This is a genomic window from Paracoccus salipaludis, from assembly GCF_002287065.1.
Taxonomy (GTDB): Bacteria; Pseudomonadota; Alphaproteobacteria; order Rhodobacterales; family Rhodobacteraceae; genus Paracoccus; species Paracoccus salipaludis.
Map to the genome: position 1 here is coordinate 216,501 of NZ_NSJZ01000005.1, position 20,323 is coordinate 236,823.

General features: G+C 69.4%; 18 protein-coding genes and 1 tRNA gene. 12 read left to right on the plus strand and 7 right to left on the minus strand.

The features are described 5' to 3' along the window. Nucleotides 1–4: 4 nt before the first annotated feature. The 5 genes from CK240_RS18660 (at nt 5) to CK240_RS08735 (ending at nt 3,838) form a co-directional block, all read left to right on the plus strand. Nucleotides 5–81 (plus strand) — tRNA-OTHER (locus CK240_RS18660). A 228-nt stretch (nt 82–309) separates the two neighbouring features. Then, a complete protein-coding gene (locus CK240_RS08720) occupies nt 310–1,128 on the plus strand; it encodes an aldo/keto reductase (protein ID WP_095639952.1) in 819 nt (272 codons plus the stop codon). Between the two features lie 39 nt (nt 1,129–1,167). After that, on the plus strand, nt 1,168–1,608 hold the full coding sequence (gene aroQ / locus CK240_RS08725; protein ID WP_095639953.1) for a type II 3-dehydroquinate dehydratase: 441 nt from the start codon (nt 1,168–1,170) through the stop codon (nt 1,606–1,608). Nucleotides 1,609–1,773: 165 nt separating this feature from the next. Next, a complete protein-coding gene (locus tag CK240_RS18950; protein WP_240517347.1) occupies nt 1,774–2,715 on the plus strand; it encodes a class I SAM-dependent methyltransferase in 942 nt (313 codons plus the stop codon). A 559-nt stretch (nt 2,716–3,274) separates the two neighbouring features. Continuing rightward, on the plus strand, nt 3,275–3,838 hold the full coding sequence (locus tag CK240_RS08735) for a DUF202 domain-containing protein (RefSeq protein WP_095639955.1): 564 nt from the start codon (nt 3,275–3,277) through the stop codon (nt 3,836–3,838). 52 nt (nt 3,839–3,890) lie between these two features. Here the strand turns inward: CK240_RS08735 and CK240_RS08740 are convergent, their stop codons facing one another. Then, on the minus strand, nt 3,891–4,940 hold the full coding sequence (locus tag CK240_RS08740; protein WP_095639956.1) for an NAD(P)-dependent alcohol dehydrogenase: 1,050 nt from the start codon (nt 4,938–4,940) through the stop codon (nt 3,891–3,893). A 366-nt stretch (nt 4,941–5,306) separates the two neighbouring features. Here CK240_RS08740 and ggt point away from each other — a divergent pair, with 366 nt between their 5' ends. Continuing rightward, nucleotides 5,307–7,040 (plus strand): gamma-glutamyltransferase, encoded by a 1,734-nt coding sequence (gene ggt, locus CK240_RS08745; protein WP_095639957.1) that lies wholly within the window; start codon nt 5,307–5,309, stop codon nt 7,038–7,040. Nucleotides 7,041–7,076: 36 nt separating this feature from the next. Here ggt and CK240_RS08750 read toward each other — a convergent pair whose 3' ends face one another. Further along, a complete protein-coding gene (locus CK240_RS08750) occupies nt 7,077–8,477 on the minus strand; it encodes an FAD/NAD(P)-binding protein (RefSeq protein ID WP_095639958.1) in 1,401 nt (466 codons plus the stop codon). Nucleotides 8,478–8,873: 396 nt separating this feature from the next. On the opposite strand from CK240_RS08750, the gene msuE reads away from it, so the two are divergent. From msuE to CK240_RS08775, 5 genes are all read left to right on the plus strand, one after another. After that, a complete protein-coding gene (msuE, locus tag CK240_RS08755) occupies nt 8,874–9,431 on the plus strand; it encodes an FMN reductase (RefSeq protein WP_095639959.1) in 558 nt (185 codons plus the stop codon). Between the two features lie 76 nt (nt 9,432–9,507). After that, a complete protein-coding gene (locus CK240_RS08760; RefSeq protein ID WP_095639960.1) occupies nt 9,508–10,860 on the plus strand; it encodes an LLM class flavin-dependent oxidoreductase in 1,353 nt (450 codons plus the stop codon). Nucleotides 10,861–10,865: 5 nt separating this feature from the next. Further along, complete coding sequence (locus tag CK240_RS08765) at nt 10,866–11,699, plus strand: ABC transporter permease (protein WP_095639961.1); 834 nt, start codon at nt 10,866–10,868, stop codon at nt 11,697–11,699. A gap of 30 nt (nt 11,700–11,729) precedes the next feature. After that, a complete protein-coding gene (locus CK240_RS08770) occupies nt 11,730–12,707 on the plus strand; it encodes an ABC transporter substrate-binding protein (RefSeq protein ID WP_095639962.1) in 978 nt (325 codons plus the stop codon). Then, on the plus strand, nt 12,707–13,477 hold the full coding sequence (locus CK240_RS08775; RefSeq protein WP_095639963.1) for an ABC transporter ATP-binding protein: 771 nt from the start codon (nt 12,707–12,709) through the stop codon (nt 13,475–13,477). Before CK240_RS08770 ends, CK240_RS08775 begins: the two co-directional genes overlap by 1 nt. 71 nt (nt 13,478–13,548) lie before the next feature. On the opposite strand, the gene CK240_RS08780 is transcribed toward CK240_RS08775, so the two are convergent. The 5 genes from CK240_RS08780 to CK240_RS08800 all read right to left on the minus strand — a co-directional run bounded on the left by CK240_RS08780 (nt 13,549) and on the right by CK240_RS08800 (nt 18,429). Further along, on the minus strand, nt 13,549–14,586 hold the full coding sequence (locus CK240_RS08780) for an HlyD family secretion protein (protein ID WP_095639964.1): 1,038 nt from the start codon (nt 14,584–14,586) through the stop codon (nt 13,549–13,551). Continuing rightward, nucleotides 14,583–16,217, minus strand: coding sequence for an MFS transporter (locus CK240_RS08785; protein WP_095639965.1), 1,635 nt, complete (start codon nt 16,215–16,217; stop codon nt 14,583–14,585). Before CK240_RS08785 ends, CK240_RS08780 begins: the two co-directional genes overlap by 4 nt. Continuing rightward, nucleotides 16,214–16,642, minus strand: a complete 429-nt coding sequence (locus CK240_RS08790) for a MarR family winged helix-turn-helix transcriptional regulator (protein WP_095640003.1) — start codon at nt 16,640–16,642, stop codon at nt 16,214–16,216. Before CK240_RS08790 ends, CK240_RS08785 begins: the two co-directional genes overlap by 4 nt. 124 nt (nt 16,643–16,766) lie before the next feature. After that, a complete protein-coding gene (locus tag CK240_RS08795) occupies nt 16,767–17,528 on the minus strand; it encodes a hydroxypyruvate isomerase family protein (RefSeq protein WP_095639966.1) in 762 nt (253 codons plus the stop codon). A 43-nt stretch (nt 17,529–17,571) separates the two neighbouring features. Continuing rightward, nucleotides 17,572–18,429 carry an ureidoglycolate lyase gene (locus CK240_RS08800; RefSeq protein ID WP_095639967.1) on the minus strand — a complete coding sequence of 286 codons (858 nt, stop codon included), beginning with the start codon at nt 18,427–18,429 and terminating at the stop codon, nt 17,572–17,574. 196 nt (nt 18,430–18,625) lie between these two features. Between CK240_RS08800 and CK240_RS08805 the strand changes: the two genes are divergently transcribed. Then, nucleotides 18,626–20,290 carry a long-chain fatty acid--CoA ligase gene (locus CK240_RS08805; RefSeq protein WP_095640004.1) on the plus strand — a complete coding sequence of 555 codons (1,665 nt, stop codon included), beginning with the start codon at nt 18,626–18,628 and terminating at the stop codon, nt 20,288–20,290. Nucleotides 20,291–20,323 lie beyond the last annotated feature (33 nt).

Consider the following 20,323-nt stretch of genomic DNA (forward strand, 5'->3'; position numbering starts at 1 on the left):
CATGGGCGGCGTCGGCCAGCCGGCAGGCCGCCGAAAGATCGGGGTTCAGGTCGCAGGCATGGACGACTCCCGCCCCCGCCTCGCGGAAGGCCGCAAGCAGCGCCGCCCGCCGGCCGGCCGAGGAAATCAGCACCGGCGGCTTGTGATCCTGGTCCATGCTCGTCCATCCGACCGGGGTTTGCCCAAGCTGTAGCAGGGCTTCGGTTTTCCGCCAATGGGACCGTTGGGGCAGGCCCGCGCGGCCGCCGCTTTGACAAGCCGCCGGGCAGGCCCTTAGGTTGCAGGCCCAAGGGAAACGGGGGACCAGGGATGCTGAAGACGATCCGGGGCGAGGCCGTCCCCGCGCTGGGGCTGGGGACATACCAGCTGACCGGACCCGAGGGCGAGGCCGCGATCCGCAGCGCGATCGCCATGGGCTATCGCCATCTGGACACCGCCATCCGCTATGGCAACGAAATCGAGGTCGGCCGCGCGATCCGCGACAGCGGCGTGCCGCGCGACGAGCTGTTCGTGACCACCAAGATCTGGCCCAGCGACCTGCGCCCGGACGACGTCCATGCCCGCATGGCCGAAAGCCTGGACCGGCTGGGGCTGGACCGGGTGGACTTGCTGCTGGTCCACTGGCCCGCCCGCGACATCCCCCTGGGCGAGACCCTGGCCGCCTTTGCCGCCGAAAGGGCCGCCGGCCGCACCCGGCTGATCGGGGTCGCCAACTTCACCCTGCCGCTGCTGGACGAGGCACTGGACGTCCACAAGGCGGACCTGTTCTGCAACCAGGTGGAATACCACCCCTTCCTGTCGCAGGCCCGCCTGCTTGAGCGCATGGCCCGGGCCGACATGCTGCTGGTGGCCTATCTGCCGATCGCGCGGGGCGCGGTGGCCGACGTGCCTTTGCTGCAGCAGATCGCGGCGCGCCACGGCAAGACACCCGCGCAGGTCACGCTGCGCTGGCTGGTCCAGCAGGACCGCGTGGCGGCGATCCCCCGTTCATCCAGGCCCGCGCGGCAGGCCGAGAACCTCGACATCTTCGACTTCGCGCTGTCCGGGGACGAGATGGCCGCGATCCACGGCCTCGCCGAGGGGCGGCGCTACTGCGACTATGACTTCGCGCCCGACTGGGACGACTGAGCGCGGCTTCGACCCCTCCGCCGCGCATGAAAGGACGACATGCCCCGCCTGATCTTCATCCTGAACGGTCCCAACCTGAACCTGCTGGGCAAGCGCCAGCCCGAGATCTACGGGCACGAGACGCTGGCCGACGTGGAACGCGACTGCGCGACGCTGGCCGCCGAGCTGGGCGTGGACATCCGCTTCCTGCAATCCAACCACGAGGGCCAGCTGATCGACTGGATCCACGAGGCGCGGGACGCCGCCGCAGGCATCGTCATCAACCCGGCCGCCTTCACCCATACCTCCGTCGCCCTCCTTGACGCGCTCAAGACCTTCGACGGGCCGGTGATCGAGGTCCACATCTCGAACGTCCACCAGCGCGAAGGCTTCCGCCACCATTCCTATGTCAGCCTGCGCGCCGACGGGGTGATCGCGGGCTGCGGGACGGAAGGATACCGCCTCGGACTGCGGCGCGTCGCGTCGCTGACGGCGGACTGAAGGCGGCGCCGCTTTCCCGCGGACTGCGCGGCAATCGTGCCGGCGGCGGGCGCTGTCCTGTTGCCGGACGGGGTGCCTGCGTGTAGCATTCGTCAAAGTGTCTGGAGGACGAAGATGATCGTCGGTTCCGAGGACAGTCTTTCCCTTCTTCGCTGCCCGCGGACGATGGCTCCCCTCGCGCGGGTCGCGCCCGACCGCCTGACCTGCGCCGACGGTCACAGCTACGCGGTCGTGAACGGCAAGCCGGTCCTGATCGACTTCGCCGACTCGGTGCTGGCCGAAGAGGAGATCGCGCGCTCGTCGGGCGGCAGCCAGATTGCCCGCCACGATTACGGCGGGCTCAAGCGCGGGGTGAAGCGGGTCCTGTCGCCGACCCGGAAGGAAACCGTGCAGAACGTGCGCCGGCTGATCGCCGATCTCGAGGCGACGGGGCGCCCGACCCGCCTGCTGGTCGTTGGCGGCGGCAGCATCGGCCAGGGGATGGAGCCGCTTTACGACCATCCCGACATCGCCGTGCTCAGCTTCGACATCTATGATTCGCCTCATGTCCAGTTCATCGCCGACGGCCATCACCTGCCGCTGCCGGACGGGATGTTCGATGCCGTGGTCGTCCAGGCCGTGCTGGAACATGTGCTTCAGCCCGCGCAGGTCGTGTCCGAGATCTGGCGGGTCCTGAAGGACGACGGCCTGGTTTATGCCGAAACGCCCTTCATGCAGCAGGTGCACGAAGGCCCCTATGATTTCACGCGCTTCACCGAAAGCGGGCACCGTTACCTGTTCCGCAACTTCGCCCATGTGGCGTCGGGCTCCTGCGGGGGGCCGGGCATCCAGTTCATGTGGTCGGTGGATCATCTCGCCCGCGGGATCTTCCGCTCGAATGCGGCCGGGAAGCTTGCCAAGCTCGCCTTCTTCTGGACGCAGTACCTCGACCGGCTCATTCCCCCGGCCTATGCGCAGGACGGCGCAAGCGGCGTCTTCTTCTATGGCCGCAAGGCGCCCCGGCCCATGACCCCGCGCGAGATCATCCCCTATTACCGGGGGGCGCAGAAGCCCCGACCCGCACGGTCCGGCGCCGAGGCCGTCCCGGACGCATCCGGCGCCCACTGACCTGATCCCTCCCGTCCCGGAACAGTGCCAGGCGGCTGCCGGGGCGGCATTCGGTTACGTCCCGTTCCAGAGATCCTCGCAGCCGGACGGGCGATCCGCGCCCTGGCACGGCAGACGGCCGGTTGCAGTCATGAAAGGACCCGCGCAGCAGGGCTGCGCGGGTGGTCTTGCTGCCGCGTCACCAAACAAGAAACAGGCAAGCACATGAAACAGGTGACATATTCAAGACGATCGTCTTGATCGCCATCAACCATTCTACGCCCTGCGTCGCAATCTGTCCAAAAAGATATGGAGCCGTTCTTCTTAAACTATCATGGGCTGTTTCCCACTTTTTCCTGCCCAGGCAGGCTTTTCAACATCATCGGGATCGTCATCCGAGACCCGCCGGCCGGCCCCGTGCGCCGGATCGCAATTCCCTGAAACATAGCTTCCCGGCCAGGTTGCGAGAGGGCCCTCCTGCGCATCCACGCCCCCTCTGCAGGACCATGCGATTCTCCGGCGACAGGCCGCCCGAGGGGGTTATAGACTGGTCCGCGATTGAGCCTGCCCCGAGGAGAACATGGACGAGCGCAAGGTCGAGAACGCGGCCGAGGCCGTGAGCCGGACGGCCCGGCAGACGCAGGATGCCGCGGAAAGCGCCGCAAGCGCGGCCGAGGACACCAGCGCTGCCGCGCAGCAGACGACCCAGGCGGCATCGAGGACCTCGGAGGCCGCACAAACCTCGGCCAAGGCAGCGCAGGTGACGGCCAAGGCCGCCGTCGTCACAAAGGACAGCGCCGAGCGGCGCACCGAGCTTGCGGGCGACCGCACCGTCTTCGCCGCCGAGCGGACCTATGCGGCCTGGGTGCGCACCGGCCTTGTCGGCCTTGCCAGCGGCATCGGCGCGCGCGCCCTGCTGGAAGGGCTGATTCCCGGCTGGATGATCATGGGCCAGGCCTCGGTCCTGATTCTCTTCTCGATCTTCTGCTTCATCGCCGGGGTGTGGCGGCAGATCTTCCGGACCGAGCTGCTGGCGCCCGACATCCGCAAGCTGCCGGGCTGGGTGCTGATCTCGATCAACCTGTTCCTGGCGCTCGTGGCGGCGGCAGCCCTTGTGGGGATATGGGTGCACGGGGAGGCCTGACGGCCTTCCCGGCAGGTTGCGAAGGGGCGGCGTTCCCGCCGCCCGTCCCGTGTCAGGCCCCCATCGTGGCGATGTCCATGACGAAGCGGTATTTCACGTCGCCCGCCAGCATCCGCTCGTAGGCGGCTTCGATCTCGTCGGCGCGGATCATCTCGATGTCGGCGGTGATGCCGTGCTCGGCGCAGAAATCCAGCATCTCCTGCGTTTCGGGGATGCCGCCGATCATCGAGCCCGCGAGGCTGCGGCGCTTCATGATCAGGTTGAACACGTTGGGCGAAGGATGGGGCGTCGCGGGCGCGCCGACCAGCGCCATGGTGCCGTCGCGCTTGAGCAGCACGAGGAAGGCGTCCAGATCATGCGGCGCGGCCACGGTGTTCACGATCAGGTCGAAGCTCTGCGCGTGGGCGGCCATCTCCTCGGCGCTGCGCGACACGACCACCTCGTGGGCGCCCAACGCCTTGGCGTCCGCGATCTTGTCGGGCGAGGTGGTGAAGGCCACCACATGCGCGCCCAGCGCATGGGCAAGCTTGACCCCCATGTGGCCCAGCCCGCCGATGCCGACGATGCCCACCTTCTTGCCCGGTCCCGTCCCCCAGTGGCGCAGCGGCGACCAGGTGGTGATGCCCGCGCAGAGCAGCGGCGCAACGGCGGCCAGCTGATCCTCGGGGTGGGTGATCTTCAGGACATAACGTTCGTGCACGACGATGGCTTGCGAATAGCCGCCCAGCGTGTGGCCGGGCGCGTCGGGCGTGGGCGAGTTGTAGGTGCCGACCATGCCGTCGCAGTAGTTCTCCAGCCCTTCCCCGCAGTCGGGGCAATGCTGGCAGCTGTCCACGATGCAGCCCACGCCGACGAGGTCGCCGACCTTGTGGGCGGTCACATGGCCGCCCACGGCGGCGACGCGGCCCACGATCTCGTGGCCGGGCACGCAGGGATAGATCGTGCCCGCCCATTCGCTGCGGACCTGGTGCAGGTCCGAATGGCAGATGCCGCAAAAGACGATCTCGATCTGCACGTCATGGGGGCCCGGCTGGCGCCGGGTGATCGCCATTTCCTCCAGCGGGCGGTCCGCGGCGGAGGCTCCATAGGCAAGGATGGTCATCCGGAGGTCCTTTCGGTGGGATGATGAAGGCGCGGCCCCGGCCAGGGCGCGGGCGCGCGCGGAAGCGGAGGCCCCCTATGCCTCAGAACGGCGGCCAGGGGAATGCACCGGGAACAGGAAGGGCAGGAACGGCCCCCCTTGCAAGCGGGCCGGCAGGCCCCGCCGGAAGGGCGTCTGGACCCGGTCGGCGCGACGGCCATGCCCCTGCGCGAGGCGCGAGAGGCTTCCCGCAGGGCCGGGGCGCGGCGGAACGGCCCGGTCCTCTGCCGGGCGAATCGCAAGCTCTGGACGCAGCCGCCGAATGGCCGCATCCTCGATCCGGCGCATTCCGTTCCAGCAGTTTCCAGACGCAGGCAAGGGTTCATCATGCATCAACCGATACTGACGAGGCTGTCCTTCGTGGTGGCGCTGTGGGCCGGGGCAGCCCCGGCCTTCGCCGCCTCGCCTGCCCCGGTGGAAGGGCAGAACGGCATGGTCGTGACCGCCCAGCACCTCGCGTCGCAGGTGGGCGTCGACGTGCTGAAGGCGGGCGGCAACGCCGTCGATGCGGCCGTGGCGGTGGGCTACGCGCTGGCGGTGGTCTATCCGACGGCGGGCAACCTCGGCGGGGGCGGCTTCATGACGATCCGCATGGCCGACGGCACCACGACCTTTCTGGATTTCCGCGAGCGCGCGCCGCTGGCGGCCACCAAGGACATGTATCTCGGCCCCGACGGCAACCCGATCCCCGGCGCCAGCACCGAGACCTACCTTGCGGTCGGCACGCCGGGCTCGGTCGCGGGCTTCGAGATGGCGCGCGAAAAATACGGCACAAGGCCGCGCGAGGAACTGCTGGCCCCCGCGATCCGGCTGGCCTCCGAGGGTTTCGTGCTGGAACAGGGCGACATCGCCTCTCTGGCCGAGGGCAACGAGCGGCTGGCCCAGGACCCGGCAGCGGCCGGGATCTTCCTGAAGGACGGCAAGCCCTATGCCATGGGCGACCGGCTGGTGCAGGCGGACCTGGCGAAGTCGCTGACGCAGATTTCCGAAGGCGGGGCCGACGCCTTCTACAAGGGCGGGATCGCGGACCTGATCGTCAAGGCCAGCCAGGCCAATGGCGGCATCCTCGCCCGCGAGGATTTCGAGCAGTACAAGGTCCGCGAGATGGCGCCGGTGACCTGCAGCTATCGCGGCTACGAGATCGCCTCCTCGCCGCCGCCGTCCTCGGGCGGGCTGATCATCTGCGAGATCCTGAACGTGCTGGAAGGCTATCCGATTTCCTATCTGGGCTACGGCTCGGCGGAAACCACGCGGCTGATGGTCGAGGCGATGCGCCACGCCTATGTGGACCGCAACACCGCGCTGGGCGATCCCGACTTCGTGCAGAACCCGGTCGAGAAGCTGACCAGCAAGGCCTATGCCGACGAGATCCGGTCGCGCATCGACGCCTATCGCGCGGGCGTCAGCGCGGACCTCAAGGTCAATGTCTCGCCCGAGTCGCCGGAAACGACGCATTACTCCATCATCGACAAGGACGGGAACGCCGTCGCCGTCACCTATACGCTGAACGGCTCGTTCGGGACGGCCAAGGTCGCGGAAGGGACCGGCATCCTTCTGAACAACGAGATGGACGACTTCACGGTCAAGCCGGGCGTGCCGAACCTTTACGGGCTGGTGCAGGGCGAGGCCAACGCCATCGCGCCCCGCAAGTCGCCCCTGTCCTCGATGAGCCCGACCATCCTGTCCAAGGATGGCAAGCCCTTCATGGTGATCGGCAGCCCCGGCGGATCGCGCATCATCACCATCACGCTGCAGGCGATCATGAACGTGGTCGATCACGGCATGGACCTGCAGGAGGCGATCGATGCGCCCCGCATCCATCACCAGTGGCTGCCCGACCGGGTCTTCATGGAACCCCGCGCGCTGTCGCCCGACACCCTGCGCCTGCTGACCGGCATGGGCTACAACGTCGGCATCGACCCCGACTGGACCATCTGGGGCGAGGCGGCGGGCATCCTCGTGGGCGGCAAGAACCTGGCCCAGATCGAGGACGGCGACGGGACCGGCTATTACGGCGCCATCGACAGCCGCGCGAGTGCCGGGGCCGCCATCGGCTATTGAGGGCAGGACCGGGGGCCGCCCCGCTGGCGGCCTCTCTCAGCCCGCCTCGCGCGCGCGGCACCCCTCGCCCATGCTGACCGCCAGCGCCGCGACCTGTTCGCGGATGTCCGGGATGGCGGTGATTTCCCAGAAGGCCGCGCGCGAGACGGGACCGATGGCGAACAGCCCCTCGATCCGCTCGCCCACGGCGTCCCGGACGGTGCAGTCCGGCGCCACGTCCAGCCCGATCTGCAGCGGATCGAGCCGCGCCTGCCCCCGGGCCATCATGGCGCGGACAACGGGCGAGCCATGCTGGCGCAGGTCGCGGCGGATGCCCCGGCAGTCGATGACGCGCGCGGCGGGAAACTCGACCCGGCCACCCTCGCCGTGCAGGCGCAGTTCGGCGATCACGCCGTCCCTGCCGGGGCGCGCCGACAGGAACGCACCCCGCATCACCCGAAGCTGGCCGCGCGCCATGGCCTTGCCGATCCGGTCGGCCGAGGCCGGGGGCACGCGGTGGCGGTGGACGTCCCACCAGGCCACGGCATGGCGCAGGAAGCGCGCACGCTGCTCGGTGGACAGGCCGGTCCACAGCCGGCGCACATGGGGACGGATCGCGTCGATGGCGTCGCGCCAGCTGCCGCCCTGCGCCTCGGCCTGCCGCGCAAGCTGGCGGGCCCAGCGGAACAGGGCGCTGACCGGGGCGCCCAGCGGCACATCGGCGACCGACAGGATCAGGGGCACGGCCGGGCCATGTTCGCGCGGCAGCAATCCGCGCCGCGACAGGGCCACGATCTCGCCCCGGTGGCCCTGCGCCAGCAGCGACAGCGCCTGGTCGATCATGGACAGCCCCGTGCCGATGATCAGCACGCGCCCGTCCGGGTCCGTTTCGGGGATCGCGTCCCATGCGCCGGTCAGCAGCCCCGAAGGGTCGCTGTCCGGGCGGCTGTGCCCGGTCGCAAGGATCACCTGATCGGCCAGAAGGCTCGTTCCGCTGTCAAGCTCCAGCACGAAGCCCGCGCCCTTGCGGCGCAGGCCGGTACAGGTCTGGCGGATGCAGGACAGCCGCCCCCTGCCCGGTCCCGTCTGCCAGGCACGCAGCAGATCCGACAGATAGGCGCCATAGGTGGGGCGCCCGACGAAGCACAGTTCGTCCGAGGGCAGGCCCGGCCGGGCTGCCAGCCAGCGGCGGAAATGATCGGAATCGCGGGCGAAGGCGCTCATGTTGCTGACGCGGGTGTTCAGCAGATGGCCGGGGTCCTGCGTGGAATAGGCGATGCCGCAGCCCAGCATGTTGCGCCCTTCCAGGATCGTGACGCGGAACCCGGCATCCCTGCGGTCCAGAAGGTGGATCGTCATCAGCACGCCGCTGGCGCCCCCGCCCACGATCACGACATGGCGCGCCCCGGCATGCGGCGGCTCGGGGGGACGGGTGGCGTTGTGCGTCAAGAACGTCATGAGGCCTCTCCTTCGCGGACAACGGTGACAGGGGGGCTTGGCAGGGGGCGGGGGCCGACCTGGTCGGGCCGTCCGTCCGGCACGCTGCGGGGCGTGATCGATCTGGCGGGCATCAGGCTCTCCTGCCGAATACATCCGTATATATCTATCTGTCTAATCGAGATTTGGATTCCAAATTTCTGCCGAACAGGAGAAAGACTTTTCCCCTCTGGCTCTCGCAGCAAGACAACCGCCCGATTTCTGCCGTCGCGGACGGTGGCGACAGAGAAAGCCATTCCCCGACACGCCCCTGTTGCGACAGGCGGCTTCTGCGTCCCGCCCGATCTTTGGAATGGCTCCATGCGGGTTCTGCATCCACAATCATCTACAAGACGAGTCGTTATTCAGGAGAGCGAAATGCCCCCTCGCATCGTTGGCTTCTCGGGCAGCTTCAGCAGCCCCTCCCGGACACGGGCGCTGGTCGATCTGGCCGTGTCGCGTTCCGCCCGGCGCTTCGGCTGCGCGGCGGCAAGCTACGAGATCGCGGACCTCCAGCCGTCGCTGGGGCAGGCGCAAAGCGCCGATCAGCTGGACCCCCTGCCCCGTGCCATCTTGGGCGCGATCCTGTCGGCGGATGCGCTGGTCGTGGGAACGCCCGTCTACAAGGGCAGCTTCACCGGCCTCTTCAAGCACCTGATCGACCTGATCGACCCGGTGGCGCTGGCGGGCAAGCCCGTGCTGCTGACGGCGACCGGCGGCGGCGACCGCCACGCGCTGGTGATCGAGCACCAGTTGCGCCCGCTCTTCGGCTTCTTCGAGGCCGCGAGCCTGCCGACCGGCGTCTATGCCGGCGGGGCCGACTTCCGCGACGGCCAGCCCGCCTCGGACGCGCTGCTGGCCCGCCTCGACCGGGCGGTCGAGCAGTTCGCGCCCTGGCTGTCACAGGACCAGGCGGCGGCCATCTCGGCCGCCTGATCCCTTCACCCGACCGGCCCGCATGAACCCGCCTTTCCGGCGGGGTGGCCCTTCTCACCCCGAAAGGACCCTGGACATGACCCGCAAGATCCGCCTTGGCGCTTTCCTTCCCGGCAGCGGCCAGCACATCGCCGCCTGGCGCCACCCCGACCAGCCCGCTGACGGCGCCACCAGCCTCGCCTTCCACGCCGACCTGGCGCGCGAGGCGGAACGCGGCCTTTTCGACGCCTATTTCCTGGCCGACGGCCTTGCCGTGGCCTTCGGCGGGGGCACCGAGGGCGGCAACGCCAAGGTCGCGGGTTTCGAGCCGGTGACCCTGTTTGCCGCGCTGGCGCCCCTGACCCGGAACCTCGGCTTCATCGCCACCGCCTCGACCACCTACGAAGAGCCCTACAACACCGCGCGCAAGTTCGCCTCGCTGGACCTGATCTCGGGCGGACGCGCGGGCTGGAACGTGGTGACGACGGCGACCGAGGCCGCCGCGCAGAACTTCAACCTCGACCGTCAGCTGCCGCATGGCGACCGCTACAAGCGTGCGGTCGAGCATGTCGAGGTCGTCAGGAAGCTGTGGGACAGCTTCGAGGACGACGTCTTCATCCGCGACAAGGACACGGGCGTCTTCTACGACACCTCCCGCGTCCATTACACCGACCACGCGGGCGAGCATTTCAAGGTTCGCGGCCCGCTGAACGTCAGCCGCAGCCCGCAGGGGCATCCGGTGATCGTGCAGGCGGGGCAGTCCGAGGACGGGCGCGGCCTTGCCGCCGCCACTGCCGAGGTGATCTTCACCGCCCATCAGCGGCTGGACACCGCCCAGGAGTTCTATCGCGACATCAAGGCCCGCGCCCGCGGCTTGGGACGCGATCCGGGCCACATCCTGATCATGCCCGGCGTCTCGCCCTTCGTCGGCCGGACCGAGGCCGAGGCGCGCGAGAAATACGACCGCCTGACCGGCCTGATCCTGGAGGAAGACGGCATCGCCCTGATCAAGGGCCTGACCGGCGGCTCGCTGGACCTGACGGGCCATGACCTCGACGGGCCGCTGCCGGAACTGGCGCATACCGAGGGCAACCAGTCCCGGCAGGCGCTGATCCGCCAGATCGCGGACGAGAACAACTTCACCATCCGCCAGCTTTACCAGTGGGTCGCTTCGGCGCGGGGCCATTTCACCGTGGTGGGCACGCCCGTCCAGATCGCGGACACCCTGCAGGAATGGTTCGAAAACGAGGGCGCGGACGGCTTCAACATCCTGCCGCCCTGGCTGCCGACGGGGCTGACCGACTTCGTGGACCTGGTGATCCCGGAACTTCAGCGGCGCGGGCTGTTCCGCACCGAATACGAGGGCCGGACCCTGCGCGAGAACCTCGGCCTGCCCTATCCCGTCAACCGCCACGCCGTCGCCCGCGCGGCCGTGCACGCAGCGGAGTAAGTGCCATGGTGCTGCAACTCCTCGACCCTCCGTTCCAGGCCGCCACCTCCCCAGCCGCCGCGATCCGGCGCCGGACGGGGGTCGGGGCCCGGGGCTTCGCCGCGCGCTGGGGGCTGCTCATCGGCTTCGTGATGCTGTGGCAGGTGTCCTCGACGCGGGGCTGGGTGAACCCGGCCGTCTTCCCGCCCCTCGACACCATCGCGGCGGCGCTGTGGAAGGGCCTCGCCTCGGGCGCGCTGCTGGACGACATCGCCATCAGCCTGCGGCGCTCGGGGATCGCCTTCGGGGCGGCGGTGGCGCTTGGCATCCCGCTGGGACTGTTCATGGGCCAGATCAGGGCGGTGGAACGGGCGCTCGACCCGGTCCTGCAACTGTTCCGGCAGACCTCGGCCCTGGCGCTTTACCCGGTGTTCATCCTGCTGCTGGGCCTGGGCGAGGCGTCCAAGGTTTTCGTGATCTTCTGGGCCACGCTGTTTCCCATCCTGCTGGCGACGATCGGCGGCGTGAAGCAGGTGGACCGCAAGCTGATCGAGATGGCGCGCACCTTCGGCGCCAGCCGCCTGACGGTCTTCCGCCGCGTGGTGCTGCCCGCCTCGGTGCCCGCCATCTTCGTGGGCCTTCGGCTGTCGGCCACCACGGCGCTGCTGCTGCTGATCGCGGCCGAGATGATCGGCGCGAACAAGGGCGTCGGCTTCCAGGTGATGAATGCCCAGTACAACTTCCAGATCCCGCTGATGTTCGCGGCCATCTTCCTGCTCGCCGGTCTCGGCCTGGCCGCGAACATCGTCCTTGTCCTGCTGCAGCGGCGGCTCTGCCGCTGGGCCGACATGACGCGCTGACCCTTCCCCCTTTTCACCAGGACCACGACCATGACCCTCTCGCTTCGCAAGCTCGCCCTGACCACCGCGCTCGGCCTTGCCTTTGCCGGCGCCGCGCAGGCCGATGTGACGATTCGCTATCTCGCCAGCCACGGCGGGCTGAGCGCCCACGAACTGGCCGGGGAACTCGGCTACTTCGACGGCACCGGGATCACCCTGGAAAACGTGGGCTACGCCAGCGGCGGACCCGAATCGCTGATCGCCCTGGCCGGCGGCAGCGTGGAACTGGGCAGCGCCGCCACGGCGGCCGTCCTGAACTCGATCGCCGGCGGCAACGACTTCGTGGCCGCCTTCCCATCGAACGGGATCAACGACGAGGTGCAGTCGATCTTCTACGTGCTGGAGGACAGCCCCATACGCGGCATCGGGGATCTGGCCGGCAAGACCATCGCCGTGAACACGCTGGGCGCGCATCTCGACTATACCGTGCGCGAGGCGCTGCACGGCAAGGGGCTGCCGCAGGACGCGGCGAACCTGGTGACCGTTCCGGGGCCGCAGCTGGAACAGGTGCTGCGCTCGGGGCAGGTGGACGTCTCGGCCTTCGGCTACTGGCAGACGACCTTCGAGGGCCTTGCCCGTGAACATGGCGGCCTGCGCGCGATCTTCGACGACACCGACGTGCTGGGCGAGATCGCGGGCGGCTTCATCGTCCTGCGCCGCGACTGGGTGGACGCCCATCCCGCCGAGGCCCGCGCCTTTGTCGAGGGCTCGGCCCGGGCGCTCGACTACGCCCGCGACAACCCCGAGGAAACCCGCGCCATCTTCGCCCGCGTGCTCGAGGAACGCGGCGAGAACCCCGATGTCGCCAGGTTCTTCAAGGGCTACGGCGTGCGCAAGGGCGGCCGGGCCACGGAGCGCGACCTGCAGTTCTGGATCGAGGTGCTGGAACGCGAAGGCCGGTTGGAACCCGGCAAGCTGAAGGCCGCGGACATCCTGTTCGCGCCGGCACAGACCGTGGCGGCCAAGTGATGGGCGCGCACCAGACCTTTCCGCGCGGGGCCGTCAGGATCCACGGGCTGTCCAAGTCCTTCACGCTGAACGGCGCGGCGCTGCCGGTCCTTCGCGACATGAACCTGTACATCCGGCCGGGCGAAAGCCTGGCCGTCGTGGGCCCTTCGGGCTGCGGCAAGACCACGCTCCTGCGGGTGCTTGCGGGGCTCGAGGCGCCGGACGGGGGACAGGTCAGGATCGACGGTCGTCCGGTGCAGGGCGTGGGCACCGAACGCGCGGTCATCTTCCAGGAACCGCGCCTGCTGCCCTGGCTGACGGTTCTGGGCAACGTGGCCTTCGGGTTCGAGGTGCGCGGCGTGCCGAAGGCCGAGGCCGAGGCGCAGGCCCGCCAGAACATCCGCCTCGTGGGCCTGGGAGAGTTCGAGGACGCCTTCCCCGCCCAGCTTTCGGGCGGCATGGCCCAGCGCGTCGGCATCGCCCGCGCCCTTGCCGTGCAGCCCGAGATCCTGCTGCTGGACGAGCCCCTGGGCGCGCTGGACGCCATGACGCGGATCACCATGCAAGACGAACTGGCCCGCATCTGGCGCGAGCAGCAGGTGACGATGATCCTTGTCACCCACGACCTCGAGGAGGCGATCTTCCTGGCCGACCGGGTGCTCGTCATGCCGCGCGAGAAGGGAACGCCCCCGCGGCTGATCGACATCGACCTGCCCCGGCCCCGCGACCGCAGCGAAGCCCGCTTTGTCGCCATGCGCCGCAGGCTGATGGCCGAGTTCGGGCTGCACTGACCCGCGGCCGGGCGATGGAACGTCCCGGTCCCCGCCTTTCGTGGCGGGGGCCGGTCCTTGCGCGGCGATGGTCAGGCCGAGCCCGTGTCCACCCGGACGATGACCGACAGGCCGGGGGCGAGATACTCGCCCTTCTCCTGCCCCGGATCGATCGAGATGCGGACCGGCAGGCGCTGCACGATCTTGGTGAAGTTGCCGGTGGCGTTCGACCCGGCCAGCAGGCTGAACTCGGAGGCCGTGGCCGGAGAGAAGGATTCGACCCGGCCGGTGAAATGCCGGTCCTGCAGGGCATCGACCGTGATGTCCACGGCCTGCCCCAGCTTCATGCCGTTGACCCCGGTTTCGGGAAAGTTGGCGACGATCCAGATGTCCTGACCGACCAGCGGCGCCAGCGCGGTCCCGGCGGTCACGTACTGCCCCAGCCGCGCCGAGACCTGCCCCAGCCGGCCGTCCTCGGGCGCGTGGATCTGGGTATTGGCAAGGTCGATCCGGGCCAGTTCGACCGCCGCCTCGGCGCTGGCGATGTCGGCCTGTCGCGCGCTGACCTGGGCGCGGGCGCTCTCGATGGCCTGGACCTGGACCTCCAGCTGCGCCTCGGCCTGCTGGACGGCGGCGGTCGCCTGCTGGCGGGCCAGCGCCGCCTGCTCGCGCGCGGTTTCGGTGGACACCCCCCGGGAGGACAGCTCCTCGGCGCGGGTGAGATCGGATTCGGCCGTGGCCAGCCCCGCGCGGGCCGAGGCCAGCGCCGCCTCGTCCGCGCGCCGCACCGCCTCGGCCGAGCGGACGTTCTGCTCGGCCACCGCGAAGGCCGCATGGGCGGCCTCCAGCCCGGCCTCGGCCTGGGCGAGCTTCTGGCGGAAGATGCGGTCGTCGATACGCGCGATCAGGTCGCCCTGCTTCACCTGCTGGAAGTCCTGCACGTCCACCTCGCTGAGATAGCCCGACAGCTGCGGCGCGATCGAGGTGACGCGGCCGCGGACATAGGCGTTCTCGGTCGTGGGCTGAGAGGGGGCGAAGGGCGGCAGGTGCCAGGCGAACAGGATCAGCAGCACGCCGGCGATCCCGATGAGCGCGATCACGAAGGTCGGAAGAAGATGGGTCTTGTTCATGCGGGGGAACCGGGGTCAGAGGCGGAGGGGGGCGACAGGCGCGCAGCCAGCCGGTCGCGCGCCACGTGCAGAAGCAGCACGGCAAGCGCCGCCAGGGATGCAAGGAAGATCAGGAAGTACAGGTCGTTGTAGGCCATGACATAGGCCTGCGCGGCGGCGTCCTGCGCGATCTGCGCAACGGCTTGGGCGCGGCGCGCGGCCATGTCGGGCAGCTGCGGGGCAAGGGCGGCCATGCGCTGCGCGATCTCGGCCGCGATGGGGGCCGAGGTGGCGCGGATCTGCTCGGTCAGGGTCTGCAGGTGGAAGGCCTGCCGCCAGTTGACCAGCGTGTTGAAGATGCCGCCGCCGATCACGCCCCCGATGCTCTGGGTCGACAGGAACACGATCAGGAAGGACAGAAGGTAGTTCGGCCCCTTCTTCAGCGCCGCCATCAGCCCGACCATCATGGCGGGCGGCATGAACAGCATCCCCGCAAAGCCGATCATCGCCTGGCTGACCAGCATCTGCTCGGGGCGGGTGTCCAGCGTGGAATGGGAATCCATCCACGCCCCCGCCGCGATCAGCACCAGCGCGACGAAGTGGAACTGCGGCTCGCGTCCCGGCTTGATCCAGGCGATGCAGGCGAGCGCGCCCAGCAGGCTGGCCGCGCAGATCACCCCGAACAGCACCGTCATCTGTCCGGGCGCGACGCCCAGAACCTGGAACATGCGCGGCGCGCCCGTGCTTTGTTCCGACAGAAGCAGCCGGAACAGCAGCAGCGTGCCCGTCAGGTGCAGCATGGCCGGGCTCATCAGCCAGCGGATGTCCAGCAGGGGCGAGGCGCGGTGCGTTTCGATCAGCAGCGCCGCCGTGACCGCCGCGACCGAGGCCGCCATGAGCCCGCCGATCCAGGGCGTCGCGGTCCACCAGTGGATCGGCCCCATGATGGCGCCCACGGTGATGCCGCCGAAGCCGAAGGCGATCAGCCCGAAGCTGAGCAGGTCCATCGGCCGGATGACCTTCTCATGCGGAACCGGCGTCAGCCGCAGCCGGTAGACCAGCACCAGCGAGACCAGCGCCATGCCCAGCACCAGAAGGTGGATGCGCATCAGCCCGCCGTCCCCGATCAGCGCGGGCGAGATCACGCGCGCCAGCGACGGCCCCATCATCAGCAGGCACAGGGCCATCGGCAGGCCCAGCCGCATCTTCCATTCCCGCGACAGGGGCTCGAGGAAATACAGGAAGGCCAGAGTGGACAGGGGCGCCGAGGTCACGCCCGCCAGGAACTGCATCACCACCGCCGAGCGCAGGTCCTCGATCCAGACCGAGCCGAAGGCCACCGTGACATAGCAGATGATCCCGACCTCGGCGAAGCGGCGCAGGCCGAACTGGGTGCGGATCTTGGTCAGCATCAGCGGCAGCGACGAACGCGGGACCAGGTAGGCCGCCATCAGCCAGCTGGCATCCGTGGCCGAGATCCCGAGGTCACCCGCGAACTGCTGCACGTTGGCCGAGACGAAGCCCTGACCCAGCCCCTGCGACATCGCCAGCATCGCCCCCGCAAGGACATAGGCCAGCGCCCGGCCCAGCGGCATGGCCGGTGGCGCGGGCGGTGCGGCAGGCGCCGGTGCCTGGGCGTCGGGCGTGCTCATTTCTGGTTCATCCGCGCGGCGTTGTCGGCCAGCTGCTTCAGCGCGTCGTGAAGCCCGGCCTGCTCCTCGGGGGTGAAGCCTTCGACCAGCTTCTCGTGGATGCTGTCCATGTAGCCCGTGACGGGCAGCACCCTGGCCTGCGGGGTCAGGAACAGCGCCCTTTTGCGCGCATCGCCGGGCAGGCCCCGGCGCTCGACAAGGCCCTCGGCCTCGAGCAGGTCCAGCTGGCGCTTGAGGCTGGGCGCCTCGACCCCCATCGCCTGGGCAAGCTCGGCCTGGGTGGCACCCTCGTGCCGCATCAGCGCCGAAAGAACCCTTGCCCGCGAGAAGGACAGCCCCAGTTCGCGCACGTGGTGGTCGTAGTTGCTCCGCAGCTCCTTGAGCAGGCGGAACAGGGTCGCGGCGATGGGGCTCTGGTCAGGCATGGCGGGCTCGGGGTGGTTCACATGATAGTTAGCGTGCTTGGTAAGTTTTTCAAGCCCGGACAGCGGGTCCCCGGGGCTTCGCGCCGGCTCGTTCTGCGGCCCGACAATGCCCGTCCCGGCGCGGTCAGATGCCGCGCAGCGCCCCCATCCAGCCCAGGCTGTCCTCGGTCCGTCCGGGCGGCCTGTATTCCGCGCCGATCGGCCGGTCCCAGCCGATGCCGGCCAGCACGCCCATGACATGGCGGTAATCCAGCTCGCCGTGGTCGGGCGGCCCCCGGTCGGGGACGGCGGCGATCTGGACATGGCCGATCACGGGGGCCAGCGCTTGCAGCCGCCGCGTCAGATCCCCTTCCATGATCTGCAGGTGATAGCAGTCGAACATCAGCCGCAGGTTCGGGTGCCCGGCGTCGGCGATGATCCGCGCGGCCTGGTCCGAGTGCCGCAGGAAATAGCCGGGCGCGTCATGGTGGTTCAGCGGCTCGATCAGGACCGTGGCCCCCTGCGCAGCCGCGCGGGCGCAGGCATGGTCGAGATTGGCCCGGAAGGCCGCCTCGGCTTCCGGCCCCTGCGCAAGGCCCGCCATGACATGAACCGCGCCGCAGCCGATGGCGGCGGCATAGTCCAGCGCGCGGTCGATCGCGTCCCTCGCCTCGGCCTCGCGCCCCGGCAGGGCGGAAAGGCCGTTCTCGCCCGGCCGCCCGCGCAGGGTGTTGAGGCCCAGCATCTCCAGCCCCGTGTCGCGCAGGGCGGCCGACACCTCGGCGGGCGGGGTGTCGTAGGGCCAGTGGCACTCGACCGCGTCGAAGCCCGCCGCCTGCGCCGCCCGGATCGCCTCGGCCAGGGGGCGGTCCGCCCAAAGGAAGCCGAGGTTCGCGGAAAAGCGCATCACCCCTGCCCCGCCCCTGCGCGGCCCGGCCCCGCTGCCCGCCTCATCCCTGCGAGACGACCTTCTGGGTCTGCTCGCCCAGACCCGCGATCCCCAGGCGCATGACCTCGCCGCCCTTCAGGAAGACCTTGGGGTTCTGGCCCATGCCGACGCCGGGGGGCGTGCCGGTGGTGATGACGTCGCCCGGCAGCAGCGTCATCAGTTGCGAGCAATAGGCGACAAGCTCCGCCACGCCGAAGACCATCGTTTTGGTCGTGCCGTCCTGGTAGCGCTTGCCGTCCACCTCGAGCCAGATCGAGAGGTCCTGCGGGTCGGGGATCTCGTCCGCCGTCACCATCCAAGGGCCGATCGGGCCGAAGGTGTCGAAGCCCTTGCCCTTGTCCCAGGTCGCGCCGCGTTCCAGTTGCCATTCGCGCTCGCTGACGTCGTTGACGACGCAATAGCCCGCGACATGGTCCAGCGCCTGACCGGCGCTCACGCCCGAGGCGGGCTTGCCGATGACGATGCCCAGTTCGACTTCCCAGTCGGTCTTGGTCGAGCCTTTGGGGATGCGCACCTCGTCGTCGGGACCGACGATGCAGCTGGTCCACTTGTTGAAGACGATGGGCTCCGAAGGCACGGGCATGTTCGATTCCGCCGCATGGTCGGCATAGTTCAGGCCGATGGCGACGAACTTGCGGACATTGCCGACGCAGGGGCCCAGGCGCAGGTCGCGCTGGGGCGTGCCCTCGACCAGCGGCAGGTCGGCGGGGTCCAGCGCGGCCAGGCGGGCCAGCCCTTCGGGCGTCAGCACCTCGTCCGCGATATCGGCGACATGGGCCGACAGGTCGCGCACGCGTCCCTGGTCGTCCAGCATCCCCGGCTTTTCCGATCCGGCAGGACCATATCGCAGCAGTTTCATGGGCACTCCCCCTCTGGCCAAGTCGCAGGGACGATAGGCGAGCCGGCAGGATGCTGCAATCTGGCATACCAGATCCTGCGGCTTTTCCGCGGAAGCCGGGGTGCCGCCGCGTTCTTGCGCGGCCGGGACGGCATCCTCTTGCAGGCCTGTGAACGCGGACGCAGTCTCTGGCGATCACTGAGGGGGGAACACCATGCTGCTTGGCCGGATGATGCACCAGCCGCTGTCGGTCGGCTCGCTGATCGACCATGCCGCGCGCTACCATGCCGACACCGAGATCGTTTCGGCGCTGACCGAGGGCGGGTTCGAGCGGACGACCTGGGGCGAGGTCGGCGCGAACGCCCGCCGGATCGGGTCGGCCCTGCGCGCGCGGGGGCTGGAACCCGGCGACCGGGTGGGCACGCTGGCCTGGAACAACCGCCGCCACCTGGAACTCTACTTCGGCGTGCCCGGCGCGGGGATGGTCTGCCACACGCTGAACCCGCGCCTTTCGCCCGAGCAGCTGGCCTATATCATCAACCACGCCTCGGACCGGATGCTGTTCGTCGAACGCACGTTCGTGCCGCTGATCGCGCCCCTGCGTGACCAGCTTTCCAGCCTGCGCGGCATCGTGGTCCTGGGTCCGCGCGACGAGGCGCTGGCCGCCGAACTGCCGGGCCTTCTGTTCCACGACGAGCTGCTGGCCGAGGGCGACCCCTCGGCGCCCTGGCCCGCCGTCGAGGAAACCTCGCCCTCCTCGCTCTGCTACACCTCGGGGACGACGGGGAACCCCAAGGGCGTGCTTTATTCCCACCGCTCGACGCTGCTGCACGCGATGTCGGTGAACAACCGCGACGGACTGGGGATCGGGGCGGCGGATTCGGTCATGCCGGTGGTGCCGATGTTCCACGTCAACGCCTGGGGCATCCCCTATGCCGCGGCCGCCGTCGGTGCGCGGCTGGTCATGCCGGGGCCGAGGCTGGACGGGCAGAGCCTCGCGCGGCTGATCATCGACGAGCGGGTGACGATGGCCGCGGGCGTGCCCACGATCTGGCTGGGGCTTCTGGACGCGCTGGAAGCCTCGGGCGAGCGGCCCGAGAGCTTCAAGCGCAGCATCGTCGGCGGCTCGGCCCTGCCGCCCTCGATGCGCGCCGTCTTCCGCGACCGCTATGGCGTGGAACTGATCCACGCCTGGGGCATGACGGAAACGAGTCCCCTGGGCACCCTGAACGCGCCCAAGGCCAGGCACCTTGCCCTGCCCTTCGAGCAGCAGGACGAGATCGGCACCGGACAGGGTCGCCCGCCCTACGGGGTGGAATTGCGGATCGTGGATGCCGAAGGTCATGTCCTGCCCACCGACGGCGAGACCGAGGGCGAGTTGCAGATCCGCGGCCACTGGGTGCTGGACAGCTATTTCGGGCAGGAGAAGCCGGCCACGACCTGGGACGGCTGGTTCGACACGGGCGATATCGCGACGCTGGACCCCGACGGCTACATGGTGATCCGCGACCGCTCCAAGGACATCATCAAGTCGGGGGGCGAGTGGATCTCGACCGTCGATCTGGAGAATATCGCCATCAGCCACCCCAAGGTCGCCAACGCCGCCGCCATCGCCGCGCGCCATCCCAGATGGGACGAGCGCCCGGTGATCTGCGCGCAGAAGCGCCCGCAGAGCGACCTGACCGAGGACGAGCTGCTGGAATGGTACGAGGGAAAGGTGCCGCGCTGGCAGCGGCCCGACCGGGTGATCTTCGTGGAAACCCTGCCGCTGGGGCCGACCGGAAAGGTGGTCAAGGCCAGGTTGCGGGAAGTCCACGGCAACGTCCTTTGGGACGATGCGATGGCCGAGATGCAGGCCGCACGCGATCCCCAGGAAGACTGAGGGGCAGGCATGAAGAAGGGCGCCCGAGGGCGC

Coding starts and splice junctions, on each gene's coding strand:
- CK240_RS08720 (WP_095639952.1), top strand. CDS start 310: ATGCTGAAGACGATCCGGGGCGAGGCCGTCCCCGCGCTGGGGCTGGGG.
- aroQ (WP_095639953.1), top strand. CDS start 1,168: ATGCCCCGCCTGATCTTCATCCTGAACGGTCCCAACCTGAACCTGCTG.
- CK240_RS18950 (WP_240517347.1), top strand. CDS start 1,774: ATGGCTCCCCTCGCGCGGGTCGCGCCCGACCGCCTGACCTGCGCCGAC.
- CK240_RS08735 (WP_095639955.1), top strand. CDS start 3,275: ATGGACGAGCGCAAGGTCGAGAACGCGGCCGAGGCCGTGAGCCGGACG.
- CK240_RS08740 (WP_095639956.1), bottom strand. CDS start 4,940: ATGACCATCCTTGCCTATGGAGCCTCCGCCGCGGACCGCCCGCTGGAG.
- ggt (WP_095639957.1), top strand. CDS start 5,307: ATGCATCAACCGATACTGACGAGGCTGTCCTTCGTGGTGGCGCTGTGG.
- CK240_RS08750 (WP_095639958.1), bottom strand. CDS start 8,477: ATGACGTTCTTGACGCACAACGCCACCCGTCCCCCCGAGCCGCCGCAT.
- msuE (WP_095639959.1), top strand. CDS start 8,874: ATGCCCCCTCGCATCGTTGGCTTCTCGGGCAGCTTCAGCAGCCCCTCC.
- CK240_RS08760 (WP_095639960.1), top strand. CDS start 9,508: ATGACCCGCAAGATCCGCCTTGGCGCTTTCCTTCCCGGCAGCGGCCAG.
- CK240_RS08765 (WP_095639961.1), top strand. CDS start 10,866: ATGGTGCTGCAACTCCTCGACCCTCCGTTCCAGGCCGCCACCTCCCCA.
- CK240_RS08770 (WP_095639962.1), top strand. CDS start 11,730: ATGACCCTCTCGCTTCGCAAGCTCGCCCTGACCACCGCGCTCGGCCTT.
- CK240_RS08775 (WP_095639963.1), top strand. CDS start 12,707: ATGGGCGCGCACCAGACCTTTCCGCGCGGGGCCGTCAGGATCCACGGG.
- CK240_RS08780 (WP_095639964.1), bottom strand. CDS start 14,586: ATGAACAAGACCCATCTTCTTCCGACCTTCGTGATCGCGCTCATCGGG.
- CK240_RS08785 (WP_095639965.1), bottom strand. CDS start 16,217: ATGAGCACGCCCGACGCCCAGGCACCGGCGCCTGCCGCACCGCCCGCG.
- CK240_RS08790 (WP_095640003.1), bottom strand. CDS start 16,642: ATGCCTGACCAGAGCCCCATCGCCGCGACCCTGTTCCGCCTGCTCAAG.
- CK240_RS08795 (WP_095639966.1), bottom strand. CDS start 17,528: ATGCGCTTTTCCGCGAACCTCGGCTTCCTTTGGGCGGACCGCCCCCTG.
- CK240_RS08800 (WP_095639967.1), bottom strand. CDS start 18,429: ATGAAACTGCTGCGATATGGTCCTGCCGGATCGGAAAAGCCGGGGATG.